Source organism: Serratia sp. CY84636, assembly GCF_052166245.1.
Classification (GTDB): domain Bacteria; phylum Pseudomonadota; class Gammaproteobacteria; order Enterobacterales; family Enterobacteriaceae; genus Serratia; species Serratia nevei.
This window is the reverse complement of record NZ_JBJNOX010000002.1, coordinates 1,459,992-1,479,878: the sequence shown is the minus strand read 5'-3', so window position 1 is coordinate 1,479,878 and position 19,887 is coordinate 1,459,992. Positions and strand designations below refer to the sequence as shown.

General features: G+C 62.8%; 11 protein-coding genes. 4 read left to right on the top strand and 7 right to left on the bottom strand.

What is annotated here, in order from left to right; all coding sequences use genetic code 11:
• Positions 1 to 47 precede the first annotated feature (47 nt).
• Entirely contained in the window at positions 48 to 653 is a 606-nt protein-coding gene (locus ACJ8QI_RS11555; protein WP_084827590.1) for a helix-turn-helix transcriptional regulator, read from the top strand.
• Between the two features lie 44 nt (positions 654 to 697).
• Here ACJ8QI_RS11555 and ACJ8QI_RS11550 read toward each other — a convergent pair whose 3' ends face one another.
• The 4 genes from ACJ8QI_RS11550 to pqqU form a co-directional block, all read right to left on the bottom strand.
• The gene (locus ACJ8QI_RS11550) at positions 698 to 877 is read right to left on the bottom strand and encodes a hypothetical protein (protein ID WP_038872213.1); all 180 of its coding nucleotides are present in this window, start codon (positions 875 to 877) and stop codon (positions 698 to 700) included.
• The gene (locus tag ACJ8QI_RS11545; protein ID WP_060420507.1) at positions 874 to 1,059 is read right to left on the bottom strand and encodes a hypothetical protein; all 186 of its coding nucleotides are present in this window, start codon (positions 1,057 to 1,059) and stop codon (positions 874 to 876) included. Before ACJ8QI_RS11545 ends, ACJ8QI_RS11550 begins: the two co-directional genes overlap by 4 nt.
• Before the next feature lie 229 nt (positions 1,060 to 1,288).
• Positions 1,289 to 3,661 (bottom strand): glucose/quinate/shikimate family membrane-bound PQQ-dependent dehydrogenase, encoded by a 2,373-nt coding sequence (locus ACJ8QI_RS11540; RefSeq protein WP_060420510.1) that lies wholly within the window; start codon positions 3,659 to 3,661, stop codon positions 1,289 to 1,291.
• A gap of 147 nt (positions 3,662 to 3,808) precedes the next feature.
• The gene (pqqU, locus tag ACJ8QI_RS11535) at positions 3,809 to 5,953 is read right to left on the bottom strand and encodes a TonB-dependent receptor PqqU (protein ID WP_442532516.1); all 2,145 of its coding nucleotides are present in this window, start codon (positions 5,951 to 5,953) and stop codon (positions 3,809 to 3,811) included.
• 527 nt (positions 5,954 to 6,480) lie between these two features.
• On the opposite strand from pqqU, the gene ACJ8QI_RS11530 reads away from it, so the two are divergent.
• Together ACJ8QI_RS11530 and ACJ8QI_RS11525 are read left to right on the top strand one after the other, a co-directional pair.
• Positions 6,481 to 16,497: an amino acid adenylation domain-containing protein gene (locus tag ACJ8QI_RS11530; protein WP_442532515.1), complete on the top strand. Its 10,017-nt coding sequence runs from the start codon at positions 6,481 to 6,483 to the stop codon at positions 16,495 to 16,497.
• 130 nt (positions 16,498 to 16,627) lie between these two features.
• On the top strand, positions 16,628 to 17,617 hold the full coding sequence (locus ACJ8QI_RS11525) for an aldo/keto reductase (protein WP_070914598.1): 990 nt from the start codon (positions 16,628 to 16,630) through the stop codon (positions 17,615 to 17,617).
• On the opposite strand, the gene ACJ8QI_RS11520 is transcribed toward ACJ8QI_RS11525, so the two are convergent.
• Entirely contained in the window at positions 17,614 to 18,507 is an 894-nt protein-coding gene (locus tag ACJ8QI_RS11520) for a LysR family transcriptional regulator (protein ID WP_060420891.1), read from the bottom strand. The two genes, ACJ8QI_RS11525 and ACJ8QI_RS11520, sit on opposite strands and share 4 nt — an antisense overlap.
• A gap of 173 nt (positions 18,508 to 18,680) precedes the next feature.
• Between ACJ8QI_RS11520 and ACJ8QI_RS11515 the strand changes: the two genes are divergently transcribed.
• Positions 18,681 to 19,076, top strand: a complete 396-nt coding sequence (locus ACJ8QI_RS11515) for a (R)-mandelonitrile lyase (protein WP_060422406.1) — start codon at positions 18,681 to 18,683, stop codon at positions 19,074 to 19,076.
• Between the two features lie 6 nt (positions 19,077 to 19,082).
• Here the strand turns inward: ACJ8QI_RS11515 and ACJ8QI_RS11510 are convergent, their stop codons facing one another.
• The gene (locus ACJ8QI_RS11510) at positions 19,083 to 19,451 is read right to left on the bottom strand and encodes a glyoxalase superfamily protein (protein ID WP_165384357.1); all 369 of its coding nucleotides are present in this window, start codon (positions 19,449 to 19,451) and stop codon (positions 19,083 to 19,085) included.
• 22 nt (positions 19,452 to 19,473) lie between these two features.
• Positions 19,474 to 19,887 carry a GyrI-like domain-containing protein gene (locus tag ACJ8QI_RS11505; RefSeq protein WP_041035758.1) on the bottom strand — a complete coding sequence of 138 codons (414 nt, stop codon included), beginning with the start codon at positions 19,885 to 19,887 and terminating at the stop codon, positions 19,474 to 19,476.

Sequence of the window (19,887 nt, the reverse complement as noted above, 5' to 3'; positions counted from 1 at the left end):
CACGCTCGGTGGCGGCCGGAAAGGATTATTTTAAAGGGAGCGTGCCGATGGAAAGCACCATCACTCTGGCGTTTATCGATAATGACCGTTTCTTTATTGAAGGATTGCAGCGGCTGCTGCTGGCGTATTTCTCGCGCTGCGGCATGCGGGTTCAGCTGCTGGACGCCGCACAGGCGCATCGGGCGGATATGGTGTTCCAGTCCGTGGAGCGAGACTGGCAGGCGCGTTTCTGCCTGCGTTCAGTGAGCGGCAGCCGACCGATCAACTTTGCGCTGCGTGAGCCGGGCGATATTCGCTGGCGCGATAAGCCGCGTTGCATCAGCGAAACGGGGGTGATCTTCCGCAATGACTCGCCGGACAGCGTAGTCAGACAGCTGGACCTGGCGCTGGCGGCGCGGGCGCAAAGCGGGGCAGCGCACCGCTGCCATTGGTGCGAACGGCAGCGCATTACCCGCCGCGAGCAGGACGTGATGCGCTATCTGGCCTGTGAATTGCCGCAGACCACCATTGCGCGCAACCTGCACCTGAGCGTGAAAACCGTCAGCAACCACAAACAGGCGGCGATGAGAAAACTGGGTTTCAAACGCAACGCGGATCTCTACCACTGGCTGCGAATGGGCGGGTTGAAAACCGTAGAGCGGCCGCGAGGGTGACGGCGCGGCTCAGGCGCCAGACCTACGCCTGAGCCGCTGCGGCGTCAATACAGCAGGGTCATCGCGCTGAAGAACAACAGCGTCAACGCGATGATGATGACGTTTTGCGTGGCTTTGCGCACCAGCTTACCGGCGCTCAGACGGCTGTCGATGACGTAGAGCAGCGGCACCATCAGTAGCACGTAGGCAAACATCAGCATGGCGGTAAAAGGCTGCACATTCATTCCGGCGGCTCCTGTGGGTCATCTTGGCCGATCAGGTGCACCAGCACGGCCTCTGTTTGATGGGGAAGCCCGACAAAGGGCGAATGGACGGGGTGAGCCGGCTCGAACGGCAGGCCGGCGCGCCGCGTCTTCACCGCCGCTTGCAGGATCTTCTTTTGGTGTCTTTGCGTGTGGTCGACCATGCGCCTCCGAATAGGGCCGCCCGCAGGCGGCCGACTGCCATATTGCCCATTAAGGTGGAGAAGGATTGCGGGCCACTGCCGGGGCCACGCACTCATAATATTGCGAATGATAATTATTATCAATAATGAAAATGAAAAAATTAAGGGTATTGCGGGCGGCGCATCAGGCGGGGCGTAAAAAGAAAAAGCACGCCTTGCGGCGTGCTTTGCAGGGTATTACCGGTGGCGGTTACTTCTGATCGGGCAGCGCGTAAGCGACCACATAGTCGCCCAGCTTGGTGCCGAAGGAACCGTGGCCGCCGGCGTAGATCAGGACGTACTGCTTACCGTTGACCTCATAGGTCATCGGCGTCGCCTGGCCGCCGGCCGGCAAGCGCGCTTCCCACAGCTTCTCACCGTTGGTCACGCTGAAGGCGCGCAGGTAGTTGTCTGCGGTGGCGCCGATGAAGAACACGTTACCGGCGGTGGTCACCGGGCCGCCCAGCATCGGCATGCCCATTTTGAACGGCAGTGGCAGCGGGGAGCTGTCGCGCACGGTGCCGATGCGTTTTTTCCACACGATGTCGTTGGTTTTCAGATCAACGGCGGAAATGTAACCCCAGGCCGGCTGTTTGCACGGCAGGCCGAACGGTGACAGGAACGGATTCAGCGTGACGCCGAACGGCACGCCATACTGCGGCTGGATACCGGTTTCGGTACCGCTGCCGCCCTTGTCGCCTTCCGGCGGCTCAATCGGGTTGCCTGGGCCGCGTGGGATCAGTTTGGAGACGAACGGCAGCGCAATTGGGTTGGCGATGGCGATTTCGCGATCGGTATCGACGGCCAGGCCGCCCCACTCGAACATGCCGAGGTTACCCGGGAACACCAGCGTGCCCTGCTCGGAAGGCGGGGTGAAGGTGCCTTCATAACGCAGGCTGTGGAACATCACGCGGCAGACCAGCTGGTCATAGATGGTCGCGCCCCACATGTCTGCACCGGTCAGTTTCTTCTCAGGGCGGAAGGTCAGCTCGGAGAACGGCTGGGTCGGTGACAGGCGATCGCCTTTGGCCGGCCCCTGCGGTACCGGTTTCTCCGGCGCCGGCACCACCAGTTCGCCGTTGGTGCGGTTCAGCACGAAGATGTTGCCGGTTTTGGTCGGCACATAGATGACCGGCACTTTTTTACCGCTCTTGTCGGTAATGTCCGCCAGGGTCGGCTGCGCCGGCACGTCCATGTCCCACAGGTCATGGTGGACCGTCTGATAGAACCAGGCCAGCTTGCCGGTGGAGGCGTTCAGCGCCAACAGGCCGCTGGCGTAGCGCTCCATTTCCGGGGTGCGGTTGCCGCCCCAGATGTCCGGCGTGGCGACGCCCATCGGCAGATAGACGATATCCAGCTTGGCGTCATAAGCGGCCGGTGCCCAGGAGTTCGGCGAGTTCGGCACGAAGTGATGCTCGTCCGCCGGGATGGCGTTCGGATCTTTCGCGCCCGGATCGAAGGCCCACAGCAGCTTGCCGCTGTTGACGTCGAAGCCGCGGATCACGCCGGAAGGCTCGCGGGTGGAGTAGTTGTCGGTCACGGCGCCGGCGACGACGATCACTTTATCGGTGATCACCGGCGGCGAAGTCGGCTCGTAGTGGCCCGGCGTCGCATACGGCATGTTGCTCTGCAGGTTCAGTTCGCCGTTGTTGGCGAAGTCCGGGCACGGTTTGCCGGTTTCGGCGTCCAGCGCGAACAGGCGGCCGTCGTTGACCGGCAGAATGATGCGGCGTGCGCACATCGCCGGTGCGGCGTTGCCGGCAGCGTCTGCGGCGGCAGCGGTTTCGTGGTAAGACACGCCACGGCAGGTGATGTGCTGGAAGGTCGGGTTGTACTTCAGCTGCGGATCAAACTTCCATTTTTCTTTACCGGTGGCGGCATCCAGCGCAAACAGCTTCTGGTGCGGCGTACACATGTAAAGGGTATCGCGGATCTTGATCGGCGTGACTTCGTTGGTGATTTCACCCGGATCGTTGGCGGTCTTCAGATCGCCGGTCTGGAAACGCCAAACCTCTTGCAGCTGGCCAACGTTTTTGTCGTTGATCTGGCTCAGCGGCGAGTAACGGGTGCCTTCCTGGGTGCGGCCATAAGCCGGCCAGTCGGCGCCGGTGGTGTCTTTAGGCTGCACCTGCGCGGCGTCGAGGGTGCCGTTGATCTCTTGCGGATCGTTGAACACGGCATAGGCCAGCGCAATGACGGTGATGACCAGCGCTGCGCTCAGCGCACCGTAGGCGAACTTGCCGTTGGCCACCAGCTTACGGTAGATAAACGGCAATACCAGCCACAGGCCGAAGAAGAAGGTGACGTCCAGACGCGGCGTCAACGCCCAGAAGTCCGGGCCGACTTCCCACAAGGCCCAAACGGTGGTGCCCAACAGGAACACGGCATACAGCAGCAGCGCAGTGGCGCGGCGGCGGAACAGCAGCCAAGAGGTCGCCAGCAGCACCAGCCCGGCGATGATGTAATACAGCGAACCGCCCAACTTGGCCAGCCAAATGCCGCCGCCGAGCAGATAAAGCCCGCTCAGGGCGGCAAACAGCGCCGTTATGACGATAAGCGGCGATAGTGACGCTTTATTTTGCATAGCAATACCCTTACCAAAAATGAAAGTCCCCGATTTAGAGATTAAGCCAAATCGGAAAAAACACGCGGTTTCTCCCTAATATTTCAGCGGGAAGCCGCTAGGGTGACGTAAAACCCATCCCGTCTTTTAACCTTAAGGTGCTTTGCCTTATTCAAAGCGGTAAGACAAGGTGGCGCCGCCACCCCAGTTGCGACCCGGCGCCGGCTCGAAATAGCGGCCGTTGCCTTCGTTGACGATCACCGAACCGACGTAACGGCGATCGAACACGTTATCTACCCGGCTGAACACGTCCAGCGCCCAGCGGTTCCAGGTAAAGCGATAGCCGGCGTTTACGCCGGCCACGGTGTAAGAGGGGGCCTGCGCGCTGTTGGCGTCGTTGGCCTGAATGTCGCTCATGTAGCGCAGCTCCGCGCCGGCGTGCCAGCCTTCCGGCGGCGCAAAGGCCAGCGAAGCGTAGCCCATGTTGCGCGCGATGCCCGGCAGGCGATTGCCGGCGGGAATAGTCTGGGCCGGGGTACAAACGGCTTTGCCGCACATATCGCTGCGGTAGGTGGCGTCCAGCAGCGTCCAGGCCATATGCAGGCGCCAGTCCAGCGCAAACTCTTGATCCAGCGCCAGCTCCAGGCCGCGCCGCCGGGTTTTGCCGGCGTTGGCATAGCTGCTGCGTCCGCCGCTGCTTTCCGCCACCACCAGCTCGTTATCGGTATCGGTCTGGAACAGGGCCGCGCTCACCAGGCCGTTGCCGAGGCGCAGTTTGCTGCCCAGTTCGACGGTATCGCTGGTGGAAGGCTGTAGGCCGATGTTGAGGCCCGTCTGGCCGTCGGGACGGTAGGAGAGCTCGTTGATGGTGGGGGTTTCAAAGCCGCGGCCGGCGGAGAGATAGACGTTCCACGCCGGATTGATCTTGTAGTTGAGCGAGCCCATCGGCAGCCACTGGTGGTAGCGTTTGCTGCCGCTGTCGTCGCCGTTGCGCGGCGTGATGTAGTAGTCGGTCGAGTCGAAGCTGACCGTGCTGTAGCGCAGGCCGGCGTCCAGCGTCCAGTGCGGCGTCAGTTGCCAGGAGGTTTGCAGGTAAGGATCCAGGTTCCAGATGCGGTTCTTCTCGTTGCGCCGCTGGTCGCCTTTCTCGCCGTAGTCCACTGTGCCGTCTCGCAGAATAAAGTTTTCGAACCCCTGGCGGCGTTCGGTCATGGTTTCATAATCCAGACCGCCGATCAGTGTTACCGGTAACGATGCGAGAGTATCCTCATGCTTCCAGCGAGTGTCAATGCCCTGATATTTTCTTTCCAGCACGATCACCCCGCCGGCGTGGGTGGGGTTGAGCTGCGGCCCCATCGGGATGGATTGGTATTGCGTGGTGTGGCGCTCGCCGTGGTAGGCGGTCAGGGTCAGTTCATCGCGCTCGCTCATCTGGCGTTGATAGCGCAGGCCGGCCTGGGTCTGGTCGAGCGATTTGCGGGTGTTGTATTGATCCGCGCGCGGCGCCTGGCGCGGGTTGGCCTTCCATTCCGCCTCTGTCAGGCCGCCCGGATCGCCGGCGTCAATCGAGACGCTGTTGAACATCAGCGTCAGGGTACTGACGTCGTCCAGCCGCACGCCGAGCTTGCCGTTGCCGAGGTTTTTCCGCGCGGCGCTGTGATCGCGGTAGCCCTGGGTGGTAAAGCGGGTGCCGGAGATGGCGTAGTTGACGTCGCCGGCCTGGGTACCGTCGCCGGTGGCGCCGGTCGCTTTCACCCCGTAGCGCCAGGTGTTGTCGCTGCCGAAATAGCCGCCGGCTTCCAGCGTCGGCGGCTGGGTGCCGGTTATCGTATCAACATTGATAACCCCGCCCGAGGCGTTGCCGTACAGCGCGGAATAAGGGCCGCGCAGCACCTCGATGCGTTCGACGGAATTGATGTCGATATTGGAGGTTTGCCCCTGGCCGTCGGGCATGGTGGCGGGAATGCCGTCGACGTACATGCGCACCCCGCGCACGCCGAACATCGAACGGCTGCCGAACCCGCGTATCGACATCTGCAGATCCTGCGCATAGTTTTGCCGATTTTGGATCTGCAGGCCCGGCACGCTGCCGAGGTTTTCCGACAGATTAATCTGCGGCGCGGCGTTGCGCAGGGTTTCGCCGTCGATCACGCTAACGGAGACCGGCGACCCCAGCTCGGTCAATCCGGTGGGTTGCGCCATCACCACCAAGGTGTCGCTGTCTTTTTGCTCCGCCGCCAGGGCCGAGCCGATACAGATCGGCTGCAGCAATAACAGGGTTGCCGGGGTCAAGGCGGGACGTTTTTTATTCATCAGATAATTCTGCCAATAATGCTGAAAGAGTTGCCCGCAAAGGGGCGAAAATAGCCATTTTTGACTCCCTGTACTGGCATTCAATGGGAAGGAAACTGCATCCTGCAAAGAGTATAGGATATTCCGACATCGTGCGCTTTGGAATAGCGCAGCAGAAAGAGGTGTGTTTTTAATTAAGAAAATTCTCTATTCAATAGTGATTTTCTGGGCGTTTTTAAATTACCATTACTTATCTTAAATATAATCCTATTTGTTTTTTTAATTTGTTTCTTTCATTTATTTTATTAATGAATGTAATGTAGTCAATCCATTGGTAGAAAATAAAAATAAATCCTACTTGGTTGTTTTTTATGATGTTTATTTATTTGTATTTTTGTGGCTTTATTTTTTATAAAAATAAAATAATATTCGCACTTATGTTTTTAGCTTTTCAGCTAACAGCTCAATCGCATAACGACCACGCTATTTATTTAATGCATAAGTAGTGGTTGATATATTTTTGGAATATATTAAAAGGGAATTGCTTTATGAACGTGCTCATCGCTTCACCCTATACCCACACGTTTTGGAATGAGTACGTGCTCAATCCACACTCCTGCGAGTACAACCTGGTGCTGGATCAGACGATTGAGGGAGAGCTGGACGTCGGACGATTGCGCGCGGCGATCGACGGGGTTTGCCGGGACTATATTCTGTTTCACCACGTTTTGGATGACAGTTCCTCGCCACTGCGCTGGGTAAAGACGGCGAAAAAAATTGCGTTGGAAACGCTCGATGCCGATTGTGATGTCGGTAAGTTAATCAACACGCCGTTCGATCTCCGGGAAGGGCCGCTGTGCCGCTTCTACCTGATTGAGCTGGCCCCTCAGCGCTATAACCTGATCATTGTCGTTCATCACATCCTGATCGACGGCCTGTCGGGGCAGGAGTTCTACAGCGCCGTTTCTGCCTATTACAATCGCGGCGCGGCGGTGGCGCCGCCGCAGGCGGATGAAACGGACATCTGCACATTGTACGAGCGTTATGAGGCGGATGTCGCGACGCTGAAGCACGAGTTCGGCTCTGCGTCATTTTGGGGCAACCTGCTGGCTGAATGCGCTCCGCGCGTGGCGTTGCCTTATCTTCCCGGCGCAGCCCCCGAAGCGCCCGGTGCCGGTGAAGTGCGCTTTAGGTTACCGTTCGCCGAGTGGCAGGCGCTGAAATCCGGCGTCAGGTATGCCAATCCTTTCCTGATATTCAAGACGCTGTGGGCGTTGCTGATCGCCCGGCAATCCGCGCAGGAAACGGTGCATATCGGTTATCCCGTCGCGCCGGAGGGCGGCGAGGCGCTGTTCTTCGGCGCACAGGTCAATACCGCCGTGTTCCCCTTGACCCTCGCCCCGGGGGCCACGTTCAATCAGCTGTACCGCGCGACGCTGGCCTACAGCAAAGCGCTCAAGGCGGCAGGCAAGCTGCGGCACAGCCAGTTGCCGGTTTATGACATGCTGAGCCTCAGCCCGGTGCGTCAGCTGAACGTCAACTTTACCCAGGCTTACCTGAAAGATGCGCCGCTGGCGCTCGACGGCTGTTGCATCGGCGTCAATCATCGCTTCAACGTCGATTTGGCCGGTTCGGAACTGCTGCTGGAGTATCAGCCTACCGAGCAGGCCTTTGAGTTTCGTCTGCGCTACCGCCCCGATCTGTTCGACGCGACCCAAATGACGGAGATGGCGGAGCAGTATCTCTGGCTGTTGCAGCGCGCGTTAACCGAACCGGACGCGCCGATTGCCGCTTGGCCGCAGCTGACGGCGCAGCAGGTTTTACGCTGCCGCGACGGCTGGGAGAGCGGGCCGGCAACGGCCGATGCGGAAGCGACGCTGCTCGAGGGCGTGGCCAGACAGGCGCGCCGTCACCCGGATCGCGTCGCCGTGACCGATGCCAAAGGATCGCTCAGCTACCGCCAGCTGGCGCAGCGCAGCGATCGTCTGGCGCTGCGGCTGCGGGCGGAGTATCAACGGCTGTGCGGCGTGGCCATGCCGCCGGAGACGCTGATCCCGCTGTATCTGCAGCGCAGCGCGGAGGCGGTGGTGGCGATGCTGGCCATCATGAAGGCGGGCGGTGCCTATGTGCCGCTGGATCCCGCCGCGCCGGCACAGCGGCTGGATTATATCCTGCAAGAGGTCAACAGCCCGATCGTCTTGACCGAAAACGCGTTGCAGGCTGCGGCGCAGCGATTGGCGCCAGGCGGTCTTTGCCTGTCGGCAGATGAACCGCTCGCCGACGCGGATGCCGCAGCCTTGCCGAGTGTGGACGCCCGGCAGTTGGCCTACGTGATTTACACCTCCGGCACTTCCGGGCGGCCAAAAGGCACGCTGTGCGAGCACCGGGGCGCGGCCAATATGGTGCGGGGCCACACGCAGCGTTTGTTGTGCAATGAGCCGGATGCGCTCAACTGCCTGCAGTTCGCGTCGCTGGCGTTTGACGCGCACGTCTTCGAAGTGTTCGTGGCTCTGGACAATGGTCACCGGCTGTTCATCGCGAGCGAAGCGCAGCGGCGGGATCCGGCGAAGTTGTGCGAACAGATGGCGGCCTGGGGCATCGAGGCCTGCTTCCTGCCGCCGGCGCTGCTTGGCACCTTGCCTGAACTTCCGGCTTCGGTGCGCTATCTCGCGACCGGCGGTGAGGCGACCGCGCAGGAAGCGCTCGACCATTACCTGGCCAGCGGCATGCAGGTCGCGAACATGTATGGCCCGACCGAAGCCTCGGTCAGCGCCAGCCTGAATATCTATCGCCGCAACGGCGCGCGCAATATCGGCCACGCTATCGCCAATATGCGTTGTTATGTGATTGACGAGAAAGATAATTTGTTACCGTTGGGCGTAGAAGGCGAGCTGTGCCTGGCCGGCGTGGGGTTGGCGCGGGGATACCTGAACCTGCCGGCGCTGACGGCGTCCACGTTCGTCGCCAACCCATTTGAACTGCGGGAACCGTACCGGCGCCTGTATCGCACCGGTGACAGAGTGCGGCGCTTGGCCGACGGCGGTCTGGAGTATCTCGGGCGGCACGATCAGCAAATCAAGATCAACGGCTATCGCATCGAATTGGGCGAAATAGAAATGCAGCTGCGTGCGCTGCCTGAGGTGGCCGAGGCGGTGGTGAGTCTGCGTCCCGGCACTACGGACCAGCTGGCGGCTTGGTATGTGCCGCAAGCTGGCGCGGAGCCGGAGGCCGGCGACATCTTGCAACGCCTGGCGGCGCAGCTGCCGCACTACATGTTGCCTTCGGCGATGCGGGCGCTGGCGGCGCTGCCGCTGACGGTGAGCCGCAAGGTCGATTACCGGGCATTGCCGGAACCGCTGCCGGTCGAGCCGCAAACGGCGTTTCGCCGGCCGGGCACGCCGCTGGAGACCCGTCTGTCGGCGCTGTTCAACCGGCTGCTGGGGGGCGATGTTGGCGTGGACGACAACTTCTTCCGCCTCGGCGGCAACTCCATTATGGCCATCAGGCTGTGCCACGAAGTGAATAAACTGCCGGGGGCAAAGATCTCGGTACTGACGTTGAATCAGCATCCGACGGTGGCCGCATTGAGCGAGCACATCGCCGCCCAACGGCAGGCGCCGCCGGATGAGCTGCCGATCCTCTCCGGCGGGCTGCGGGAGGCGCCGCTGTCGCTTCAGCAGTCGCGGCTGTGGTTTGTTCAGCAACTGTCGGTGAATGCCACGCATTATCTGTCGCCGGTGCTGCTGCGGCTGCCGCCGGATGTCGATGACGAACGCTTTGCGGCGTGTCTGCAGGCGATCGTCGAGCGCCACCAGATCTTGCGCAGCCTGATCCGCCAGAATGACCGGGGCGAAGCCAGTCAGTGGGTCAGCGACACCGTGCTGCCGGTACCTTTGCTGACGCTGAGCGCCGATGAATTTGACGCTGCGCTGGCGCAAGCCTGCAGCCAGCCGATGGATTTGACGCGCGAGCTGCCGCTGCGCGCCACGCGCTACCGTTACCGCGATGCGGCGGAGCGGGAAACGACCGTTTGCCTGTTGGTGTTCCATCACATCGTCTTTGACGGCTGGTCGCTTGAGGTGCTGTTGCAGGAATTGGACGCGCGCTATCGCGGGACGTGGCGTGAGGCGACAGAGCCGGCGTTGCAATACCTTGACTATGCGTGCTGGCAACAAGCGCCGGAAGATGTGCAGCGCCGGGCGGATGAATTGGCCTTTTGGCGGCAAGCGCTGGCAGGTTGCCAGCAACTCGATCTGCCGTTGGACTTTTTGCGGCCGGCGGTCTTCGACGAGCGCGGTGACAACAGCGAAGTGCCGTTGCCGGCGGCGCTGGTGAAGGCGCTGGATGCGCTGGCACGCAGAGAGGGGGTGACGCTGCATGCGGTGATGCTGGCGGGGTTAATGCTGCTGTTGTCCCGCTACAGCGGCCAGAACGATGTCATGGTCGGTACGCCGCTGGCGAACCGCCACCGCCCCGAACTGGAGAATCTGATTGGGTTCTTCGTCAATACGCTGCCTTTACGCCAGCGGCTCGATCCGCGTCATCGCGTCGCCGAGTTTGTGCGGCAGGTGGCGGCCACGACGCTGCAGGCGCAGCAGCATCAGACGCTGTCGCTGGAAGCGCTGGTGGACGATCTGGCGCTGCCGCGCGATTTTTCTCGCCATCCGCTGTTCCAGGTCATGTTCGCGCTGGAGAGCGAGGGCGGCGCGCAGGCGCGCCCGGACTGGCTGTCGGTGGTCGATCTGAGCGCTTATGAGCGCACCGCCAAGTTCGACCTGACGCTCACGCTGACGCCGCAGGGCGAGCAGATGCGTGCCCGCTTCAACTTCGCTTCGGCGTTGTTCAGCAAGGCGTCGATGGATCGGCTGGCCGGCTACTATCTCGCCGTATTGCAGCAGATGGCTTACCACGACGACTGGCCGCTGGAAAACATCCGCTTGCAACCGCAAAGCCAGGCGCTGCCGGCCGGATCCCCCTTCGGCTATGCGTTTGAACGCAGCCTGCAACAGGATTTCGTGCAGCATGCGCGGCGCAATCCGCAGGCCGTGGCGGTTGTCGATGAGCAGGGGGAGATGACTTACGGCGAGCTGCACGAGGCGGCGTTGACGCTGGCCACTCAGCTGCGCGTGCAAGGACGGGTGACCGGCGACGCCATCGCCGTCATCGCCGACAAAGGGCGCCGGCAGCCGGTAGCCCTGCTGGCGGCGCTGATGTGCGGTAAGGCGTTCTTGCCGATGGAGGCGGCATGGCCACCGCAGCGGCGGCTGAAAGTGATGGCGCAGGCCGGCATCAATACGCTGCTCAGCGATGCACCCTGGGCCTGCGCCGAGATCAACCTGATCGAACTGAATGCCGCAGGGCTGGCGGCGCAGCTGCCGCTGCCGGAACAGCGCCTGCCGGCGCTGGATGCCGGGCCTGACAGCCTGGCCTATATCATTTTCACCTCAGGATCGACCGGCACACCGAAGGGCGTGGCGATCGAACATCGCAGCGCGGTGAACATGCTGGAGGGCGTGCGGCGGTATTTCGGCCTCAACGAGCGGGATCGCAGCCTGGCCCTCAGCGCGTTGAGCTTCGATCTGGCGATCTTCGACATTTTCAGCCCGCTGAGCGCCGGCGGTGCGGTCGTGATGCCGGCCGAGCGGGACAGGAGCAATCCGCAGGCCTGGTATCAATTGATGATGGCCCATCGGGTGACGCAATGGCTGAGCGCACCGGCGCTGATGGAGCTGTTGCTGGATTACGTGAACGGCGCGGGGTTAACGGCAGGGCCGGCACCGGCGCTGCGGGCGGTGATGGTGGGGGGCGATTGGATCGCCACCTCGCTGCCGGAACGCTGCCTGGCCTGGGCGCCGCACGGCCGTTTTTGCAGCGCCGGCGGCGCGACGGAGGCGGCGATCTTCACCATGCTGTACGAGGTCCCGCGCGGTCAGAACATTCGGTCGGTCAGCATTCCTTACGGCAAACCGTTGCCGCACCAGCGTTGCTATATCCTGGACGCCGGGCGACGGCCCGCCGCGCCGGGGGTGCGAGGGGAAATCTATCTGGCGGGTGAGGGCCTGGCGCGCGGGTATTACGGCGATCCGCAACGCACCGCCGAGAGTTTTTTCTGGCATGACGAGCTGCAGGAGCGGGTGTACCGCACCGGCGACGCGGGCCGATGGCTGGAGGATGGCAACGTGGAGTTCATGGGGCGCCTCGATCAGCAGATCAAGCTGAACGGCTATCGCATCGAGCTGGGGGAGATAGAACATGCGGTGCTCGCCTATCCGGGCGTGACCGCCTGTTGCTGCGTGCTCGTCAGGCAACCGCAGCCCTGCCTGGCCGCGTACTACGTTGCCGATGAGACGATCGCCCCCCAGGCGCTGGCTCAGCACTTGAGCAGCCAACTGCCTCCGTACATGGTGCCGCAGGCGCTGATGCAGCTGGCGCAGCTGCCGCTGACCGAAAACGGCAAGATAGCCCGACAGGCCTTGCCGCAGCCGGAAAGGGCGGTGCGTGAGTTCGTCGCGGCGCGGGGCGAATGGGAGAACGCCTGTCTGGCGGTGTGGCGCGATTTGCTGCAGCGGCAGGATATCGGCGTGGAGGACAACTTCTTCTCGCTGGGGGGCAACTCTCTTCTGGCTATTCAGGCCTGTTATCAGATCGGCCGGCGGCTGGCGCGTGAGGTAACGTTGAGCGAGCTGGGGCGGTTCCCGACGATCCGTTCGCTGTGTCGCGCGTTGCAGCAACAGGAGCAGGGCGCCGCGCCGGTGTCGATCCCGCCGCTGCGGCAACGGGAGTATCCGCTCTCTTCTTCACAGCTGCAGCTGTGGTTTATCGAGAATCTGAACGGCGGCGGCAATCTTTACCATGTGCCGATGCTGTTCCGTCTCGGCGACGAGGTGTGTCTGGCGGCTTACGAGCGCAGTTTACAGGCGGTCGTCGCCCGGCATCAGGTTTTACACAGCCTGATTGTCCAGATGCCATCCCAAAGCGCCGTATCCCGAGCCTGTGAACTGACGCTTTCGCTGGAGCGCGTGACGCTGGAGGCGGCGCACTGGCCGGACAGGCTGCGGCAGGATATCGACCGGCCGTTCGCGCTGGGGGCGGAATTGCCGATCAGGGCGGCCGTTTACCGGGTGGCGCAGCCGGATGGTGGGTGGGTGAATTACAGCCTGATTCTGGTGCATCACCTGGCGTTTGACGGCTGGTCGCAGCCGGTGCTGCTGCAGGAGCTGGACGTGCTGTATCAGGCGCAGCGGCAAGGGCGAGAGGCCGGGCTGGCGGCGTTGCCGTTGCACTATGGCGACTATGCCGTCTGGCAGCGGCGCTGGCTGGATTCCGTTCAGGCGTATGAGGCGAAAGCCTATTGGCGCCAAGCCCTGGCGGGGTGGCAGGCGCTGGAAATGCCGCTCGATTTCGTGCGGCCGGCGCGCTTCGATCATCGTGGCGCCAACCACGTCATCGCGCTGCCGGAGGCGCTGGTGGCGCAGGCGGCGCAGTTCGCCCGGCAGCAGGGCGTCACGCCGTTTGCGCTGTATCTTGCGGCCTTTAATTTGCTGCTCGGTTACTTCAGCGGCCAGCAAGACATTCTGGTCGGTACGCCGGTCGCCAACCGACCGGTGGCAGAGACCCGCTCAGCGATCGGATTCTTCGTCAACACGCTGCCGCTGCGCTCGCAAATAGACGATGCGGCGTCGCTGAACGATTATGTGCATCGCGTCTTTGACGGCGTGCTGCAGGCGCAGCGGTATCAGAATTTGCCGTTGGATCAGCTGATCGAACTGCTGCAGGTGCCGCGCGATCTGTCGCGCCATCCGCTGTTCCAGGCGCTGTTCGCGCTGGAGGAGGCGGGGGCCGCGCCGGCCTGGCTGGCGCCGCAGGATCTGCTGGCGCACTACCAGGCGGCCAAATTCGATTTGACGCTGAGCATCCAGTCGGCGCCGCAGGGCGGGCGGGCGATCTTCAACTATGCCACCGCCTTGTTTGCACCGGCTACGCTGGCGCTGCTGGGGGAGTATTATCTGACGATCCTCACGCAGATCGTCAATCACGGGGAGCAGCGCGTCAGCCAGTTGGCGCTGATCTCGGAGAGTGAAATGGCGCGGCAGCGCGCCTTCCATCAATCCTGTCCACCGGCCTACGATTTCGAACGCGCCATCCATCATGACTTCATCCGCCAGGCTGGGCGCGATCCGCAGCGGGTGGCAATCGTCGATGAATGGGGCGAGCTGAGCTACGGTGAGCTGTATCGGCGGGCGCTGACGTTGTCGTTGCAGCTGCGTGAGCACGCGGACATGCGCGCCGAGACCATCGCAGTGATGGTGGACAAAGGGCGGGCGCAGATCATTGCGGTGCTGGCGATTCTGATGGCCGGCAAGGCCTATTTGCCGCTGGACGGCGCCTGGCCGGAACGCCGCCGTCTGGATATCGTCGCGCAGTCGCAGACCCGGGTGATTCTGAGCAGCCGGGAGTGGGGGGCCAGCGGTGAGGCCAGGCTGTTGACGATCGATCCGCAGGGGGCCGTCATGGAGTTGCCGCCGGCTCCGCCGGGCGAGGCTGTTTTGCCGGCACCTTCCGCGCTGGCCTATGTGATCTTCACCTCCGGCTCTACCGGCGCGCCGAAAGGGGTGGCGATAGAACATCGCGGCGCGGTGAACAGCATCATCGATACGTTGCACCAGCTGGAACTCGGCGCGGACGATCGCGGGTTGGCGCTCAGCGCGTTGAGTTTCGACATTTCGGTGTTCGATATTTTCGGCCTGCTGTCGGTGGGGGGCGCCATAGTGATGCCGTCCGAAACCGAACGCTACCAGCCTGAGGCCTGGCATCGGCTGTTGATGACCCAGGGCGTAACCTTCTGGAATTCCGCGCCTTCAGTGATGACGCTGCTGGTGGAGCAGTTGGAGTCCGCCGCGTCGCAGGCGCAGTGGCCGCAGCTGCGCAATGTGGTGCTGGTGGGCGAGGTGATCTCCCGCCAACTGCCGGCGCGTATTCGCCAATGGCGGCCAGGGTGCCGGATCGTCAGCGCCGGGGGCGCGACCGAGAGCTCCATTTGGTCGATCCTGTACGACATCCCGGAAACGCCGATCCTGGCGCCCAGCGTGCCTTACGGCCAGGCGATGGCGCATCAGCGCTTTTACGTGCTGGATCGCCATCAGCGCGTACTGCCGCCTTGCTTGCCGGGAGAGCAATACATCGGTGGGGCCGGCGTGGCGCGCGGCTATTACCGCAATCCGTCGCTGACCGAAGAGAAGTTCATCTACCATCCGGAACTGGGGGAGCGGCTTTATCGCACCGGCGACGCCGGCCGCTATTTGCCGGACGGCAACCTGGAGTTCCTCGGCCGTATGGATTTTCAGGTGAAAATCAACGGCTACCGCGTTGAGCTGGGAGAGGTCGAGCAATGTGCGCTGGCGTTCGGCGCGATCAAATCCTGCTGCGCGGTCGTGCTGTCGGAGGCGCATCGGCAGCGCCTGGCGCTGTATTACGTCAGCGAGGCGCCGCTGGATGAATCGGCGCTGCTGGCCTTTATGAGCGGGCAACTGCCGTTGTACATGCTGCCTGCGGCGCTGATGCGGCTGGACGCTCTGCCATATAACTCCAGCGGCAAACTGGATCGCAAGGCGTTGCCTGCGCCGGCGGCGAGCGAACCGCAGGCCTATGTCGCTCCCGCGAACGAGCTGGAACAGCAGCTGTGCGCGCTGTGGCAGGCTGCGCTGCAGTGCGGACAGGTCGGCATGACGGACGATTTCTTCCTGCTGGGCGGCACCTCGATCAAGGCCATTTCCCTGTGTGTCGGCATGGGCGAACTGATGGCCGCGCCGGTGCCGGTGGTGCAGCTGTTGCAAAGCCGCACCCTGAAAAACCTGCTGGCCGCAAACGAACGCCGCCTGGTCTTGCCGCTTAACCGTTGGGCAGAGGGCGCGCCCGTCGTATGGATGATCCACCCGGCGCTGGTGGGGGCGGAAGCGTTTCACGCTTTCGCTCAGCCGTTGCAGGGGCGATTCAACTGTTACGGCGTCGACAACCATAACCTTTACCATCAACCGGCCATCGACTCGCTCGGCGATCTGGCCGAACGGTATCTGAACGACATGATCGCCGCCGGCCTGCTGCAAGGCGCCGGGCCGGTGCGCATTCTCGGTTGGTCGCTGGGGGGCATCATCGCGCTGGAGATTGCCGCCCGGCTGGAGGCGCGCGGCTGCCGTAACGTGCAACTGTATCTGCTGGACAGCTTCTACCGGCAGGCCACGGCGGAGTTGCCTTTGGAGCAGCTGTTGCCGGCGTTGGGCATCGAGGGCGAGGCGGCGACACGCGCCATGGCCGCAGGGCAGGCGGAGCGACGGCTGTCTGAGGGGAGTCTGAGCCGCAGGCTGCAAACCACGAAGGTGACGTTGTTCAAGGCGATGGAGGGTAACCCGCAGTTGCCGGAAGCGGTCACGGCGCCGCTGCTGGCGGTGGAAGATAATGGGCTTGGCGCCGCCTGCGAGCGGCTGCAGGTTATCCCGCTGGCTTGTCATCACCACAACATCCTGCTGTGTGAGGCGAAGATCGGGCAAGCGCTTAACGAGAGTCTCTGATTCATGAGCCTGGCTCATAAGCCCAAGCGTATTTCGCCCCATAGTCATGGCGGCGGTTGCGTTTTACAGTCATCACACCGGAGCGGCTCCGCGCCAGGCGGGGCCGGTATCAATCAGCGGGAGAGTGAAGATGCAAACACGCAAGTTGGGGCGCGAAGGGCTGGAAGTATCGGCGTTGGGGTTGGGCTGCATGGGGCTGAGTTTTGGCTACGGCCCGGCCACCGACAAACGGCAGGCGATCGAACTGATCCGCGCCGCGGTTGACGAGGGGGTGACGCTCTTCGATACCGCCGAGATTTATGGTCCGTTCACGAACGAGGAACTGCTGGGCGAAGCGCTGGCGCCGGTGCGCGATCGGGTCGTCATCGCCACCAAATTCGGTTTCGATCTGCCGCAGCCGGCGGGGCAACAGGTGTTGAACAGCCGTCCGGAGCATATTCGCCGGGCGGTGGAGGGTTCGCTGAAGCGCTTGCGGATAGAGACGATCGATTTGTTGTATCAGCACCGCGTCGATCCCGAGGTGCCTATCGAGGAGGTGGCCGGTACGGTGCAGCAACTGATTCGCGAAGGGAAAGTAAAGTATTTCGGCCTGTCGGAAGCCGGTGCGCAAACCATTCGGCGAGCTCACGCGGTGCAGCCGGTCACGGCGCTGCAAAGCGAATATTCGCTGTGGTGGCGCGAGCCGGAGCGTGAAATCTTGCCGACGCTGGCAGAGCTGGGCATCGGTCTGGTGCCGTTCAGCCCGCTCGGCAAGGGCTTTCTCACCGGCGCCATTACCGAGAACACCTCTTTCGACAGCGGCGATTTTCGCAACGTGGTGCCGCGCTTCAGCGCCGAGGCGCGCCGGGCCAACCAGGCGCTGGTGGATGTGCTGGGGCAGATAGCGCAGCGCAAGGGCGTGACGCCGGCGCAGATCGCTCTGGCCTGGCTGCTGGCGCAGCAGCCGTGGATCGTGCCGATCCCGGGAACCACCAAGCGTCACCGGCTGGAAGAAAACCTCGCGGCGGCGGCGGTCGCGTTGGCGGCGGACGAACTGGGCGAGATTGAGCGCGCGCTCTGCGCGATCGACGTGATCGGCGATCGCTACCCGGCGCATCTGCAGAAAAACGTCGGGCGTTAAGCCCCGCGCCGCAGCGCCTCAATCAGCAGCGCAAAGGCGGTGGTGTGCTGCCTGCGGCTCGGATAATAGAGGTAATAGCCGGGAAACGGCGGGCACCAGTCGTCCAGCGCCATCTGCAGCCGGCCGTCGGCCAGCGGCTCGGCGACGGTATCTTCCGGCACGAAGGCGATGCCGAGGCCGAGCTGCGCGGCGTCGATCCGCTGGCGCAGGCTGTTGAAGGTCAGTTGCCCCTCCACCCGCACTTTAATCTCCCGGCCATCGCGGGCAAATTCCCAGGCATACAGCCCGCCGAGGGTGGGGAGCCGCATATTGATGCAGCGATGGTTTTGCAGCGCTTGCGGCGTGGCAGGGAGGCCGTAACGGGAGAAATAGTCAGGGGAGGCGACGGGCACCATGCGCATGTCCGGCCCGATGCGCACCGCGACCATGTCCTTCGCCACCTGTTCTCCCAGCCGGATGCCGGCGTCGAAACGCCCGGCGACGATGTCGGTCAGGCTGTTGTCGACGGTGATTTCCACGTTGATATCCGGGTAATCGACGAGAAAAGTGCGCAGCACCGGCCACAGCACCGCATCCACCGCGTGTTCGCCGGCGGTGATGCGGATGTTGCCGGCGGGCCGATCGCGCATTTCACCCAGCGCGTTCAGCTCGCTTTCAATCTCCGCCAAGCGCGGGCCAATGCTGTTGAGCAGCCGCTCACCGGCTTCGGTGGGGGCGACGCTGCGGGTGGTGCGCGTGAGCAAGCGCAGCGCCAGGCGCTCTTCCAGCCCACGAATGGCGTGGCTGAGCGCCGATTGGGAAACCCCAAGCTGCGCCGCCGCTTTGGTGAAGCTGCGCTCCCTGGCCACCATCAGGAAAGCGATCAGATCGTTAAAGTTTTCTTTCAACATACCGGCACCGAAGAGGAAGGTGAGCGCACTGTCGCGCGCAGATTTATGAATTGAGCTCATAGCTCCTTGCGCATTTTACCCGCTAGTCGCCGTAAAAGCATGGCGCTATCTTGGCATCACTGACTCATGACGATCAGCGCCGGCGGTGAGAGCCGGCGCGGAGGACACGACAGATGAAAATACAACGCAGCGGTTCGATCCCTTCACAGCGCGGTTCGGCAGAATATTTTACCGGGCAGGTACGCATCGACGCGCCGTTCGCCGGTGACGCGCCGGCCAGGGTGGGCGGCGCGACCGTCACCTTTGAACCCGGCGCCCGCACGGCCTGGCATACCCATCCGCTCGGCCAGACGCTGATCGTCACCCAGGGGCGCGGGTGGATCCAAATGTGGGGCGAGACCACGCAGGAAATGCACCCCGGCGATATCGTCTGGATCCCGGCAGGCGTCAAACACTGGCACGGCGCGACGCCGGACACCGCCATGACCCATATCGCCATCGCCGAAGCGGTGGACGGCAGCCCGGTGACCTGGCTGGAGGCGGTCAGCGAGGCGGAGTACCGGCAATAAGGCCGCTCAGGCCTCGTGGCTCTGCTCGCAAAACCGCAGGCGGTTGCCGAACGGATCGGTCAGGTTCAGCTCTTTGCCCCAGTCGACAACCTCCAACCCCGGCCGGGCATAGCGGTAGTTTTTGGCCGTGAGCTCCCGGTGCAGCGCGTCGATATCGTGCACCGGGATGAAAATAGCGGCGCCGGGCGTGCTGTCGCCATAGTGTTCGCTCAGGTGCAGCGTCAATCCGGCGCGGGTCACCTGCATGTACAGCGGCAGATCTTCGCTGAAACGGTGCTCCCACTCCAGCGTGAAACCGAGAAAGTCCAGATAAAACTCTTTGGCCTTGTCGACCGCAAAAATGCGCAGGATCGGAATGGCGGGGGAGAAGGTGATCATCGTCGATCTCACTGTTACGTTAGCGGCAGCCGATATGGATATCGACCGCCTCGGGGCCGGTATAGGCTTCGAAGTCGGTCAGAAAGCGGCGTTCGATTTCCGGGTGTTGCTCGAAGTAGGCCCAGATGGCTTGCCAGCCTGCGATAACCGCCTCCGGCATGGCGCCACGGGCCTGGAACACCAGATAGCGGCCGGGTTGGATGTGCAAACCGCTCTCTGCCGCGCTGCCGGCGGTGACGTCAAACGGCCCGCCGGCGTCGGAGGCGTAGTTGGAGTAGACCCCATAGACCGGCGTGGCGGGCGAGGTGGCGAAAAAGTCTGACCACAGCGCCGGGATTTTTGCCGTCTCGGGCCGGGTTTCGTCCTGATTGGTGGTTCTGACCGTTTGGCCGGCGACGTAAAAGCCGGGCAGTTGTATCACGAGAGGTTGCAT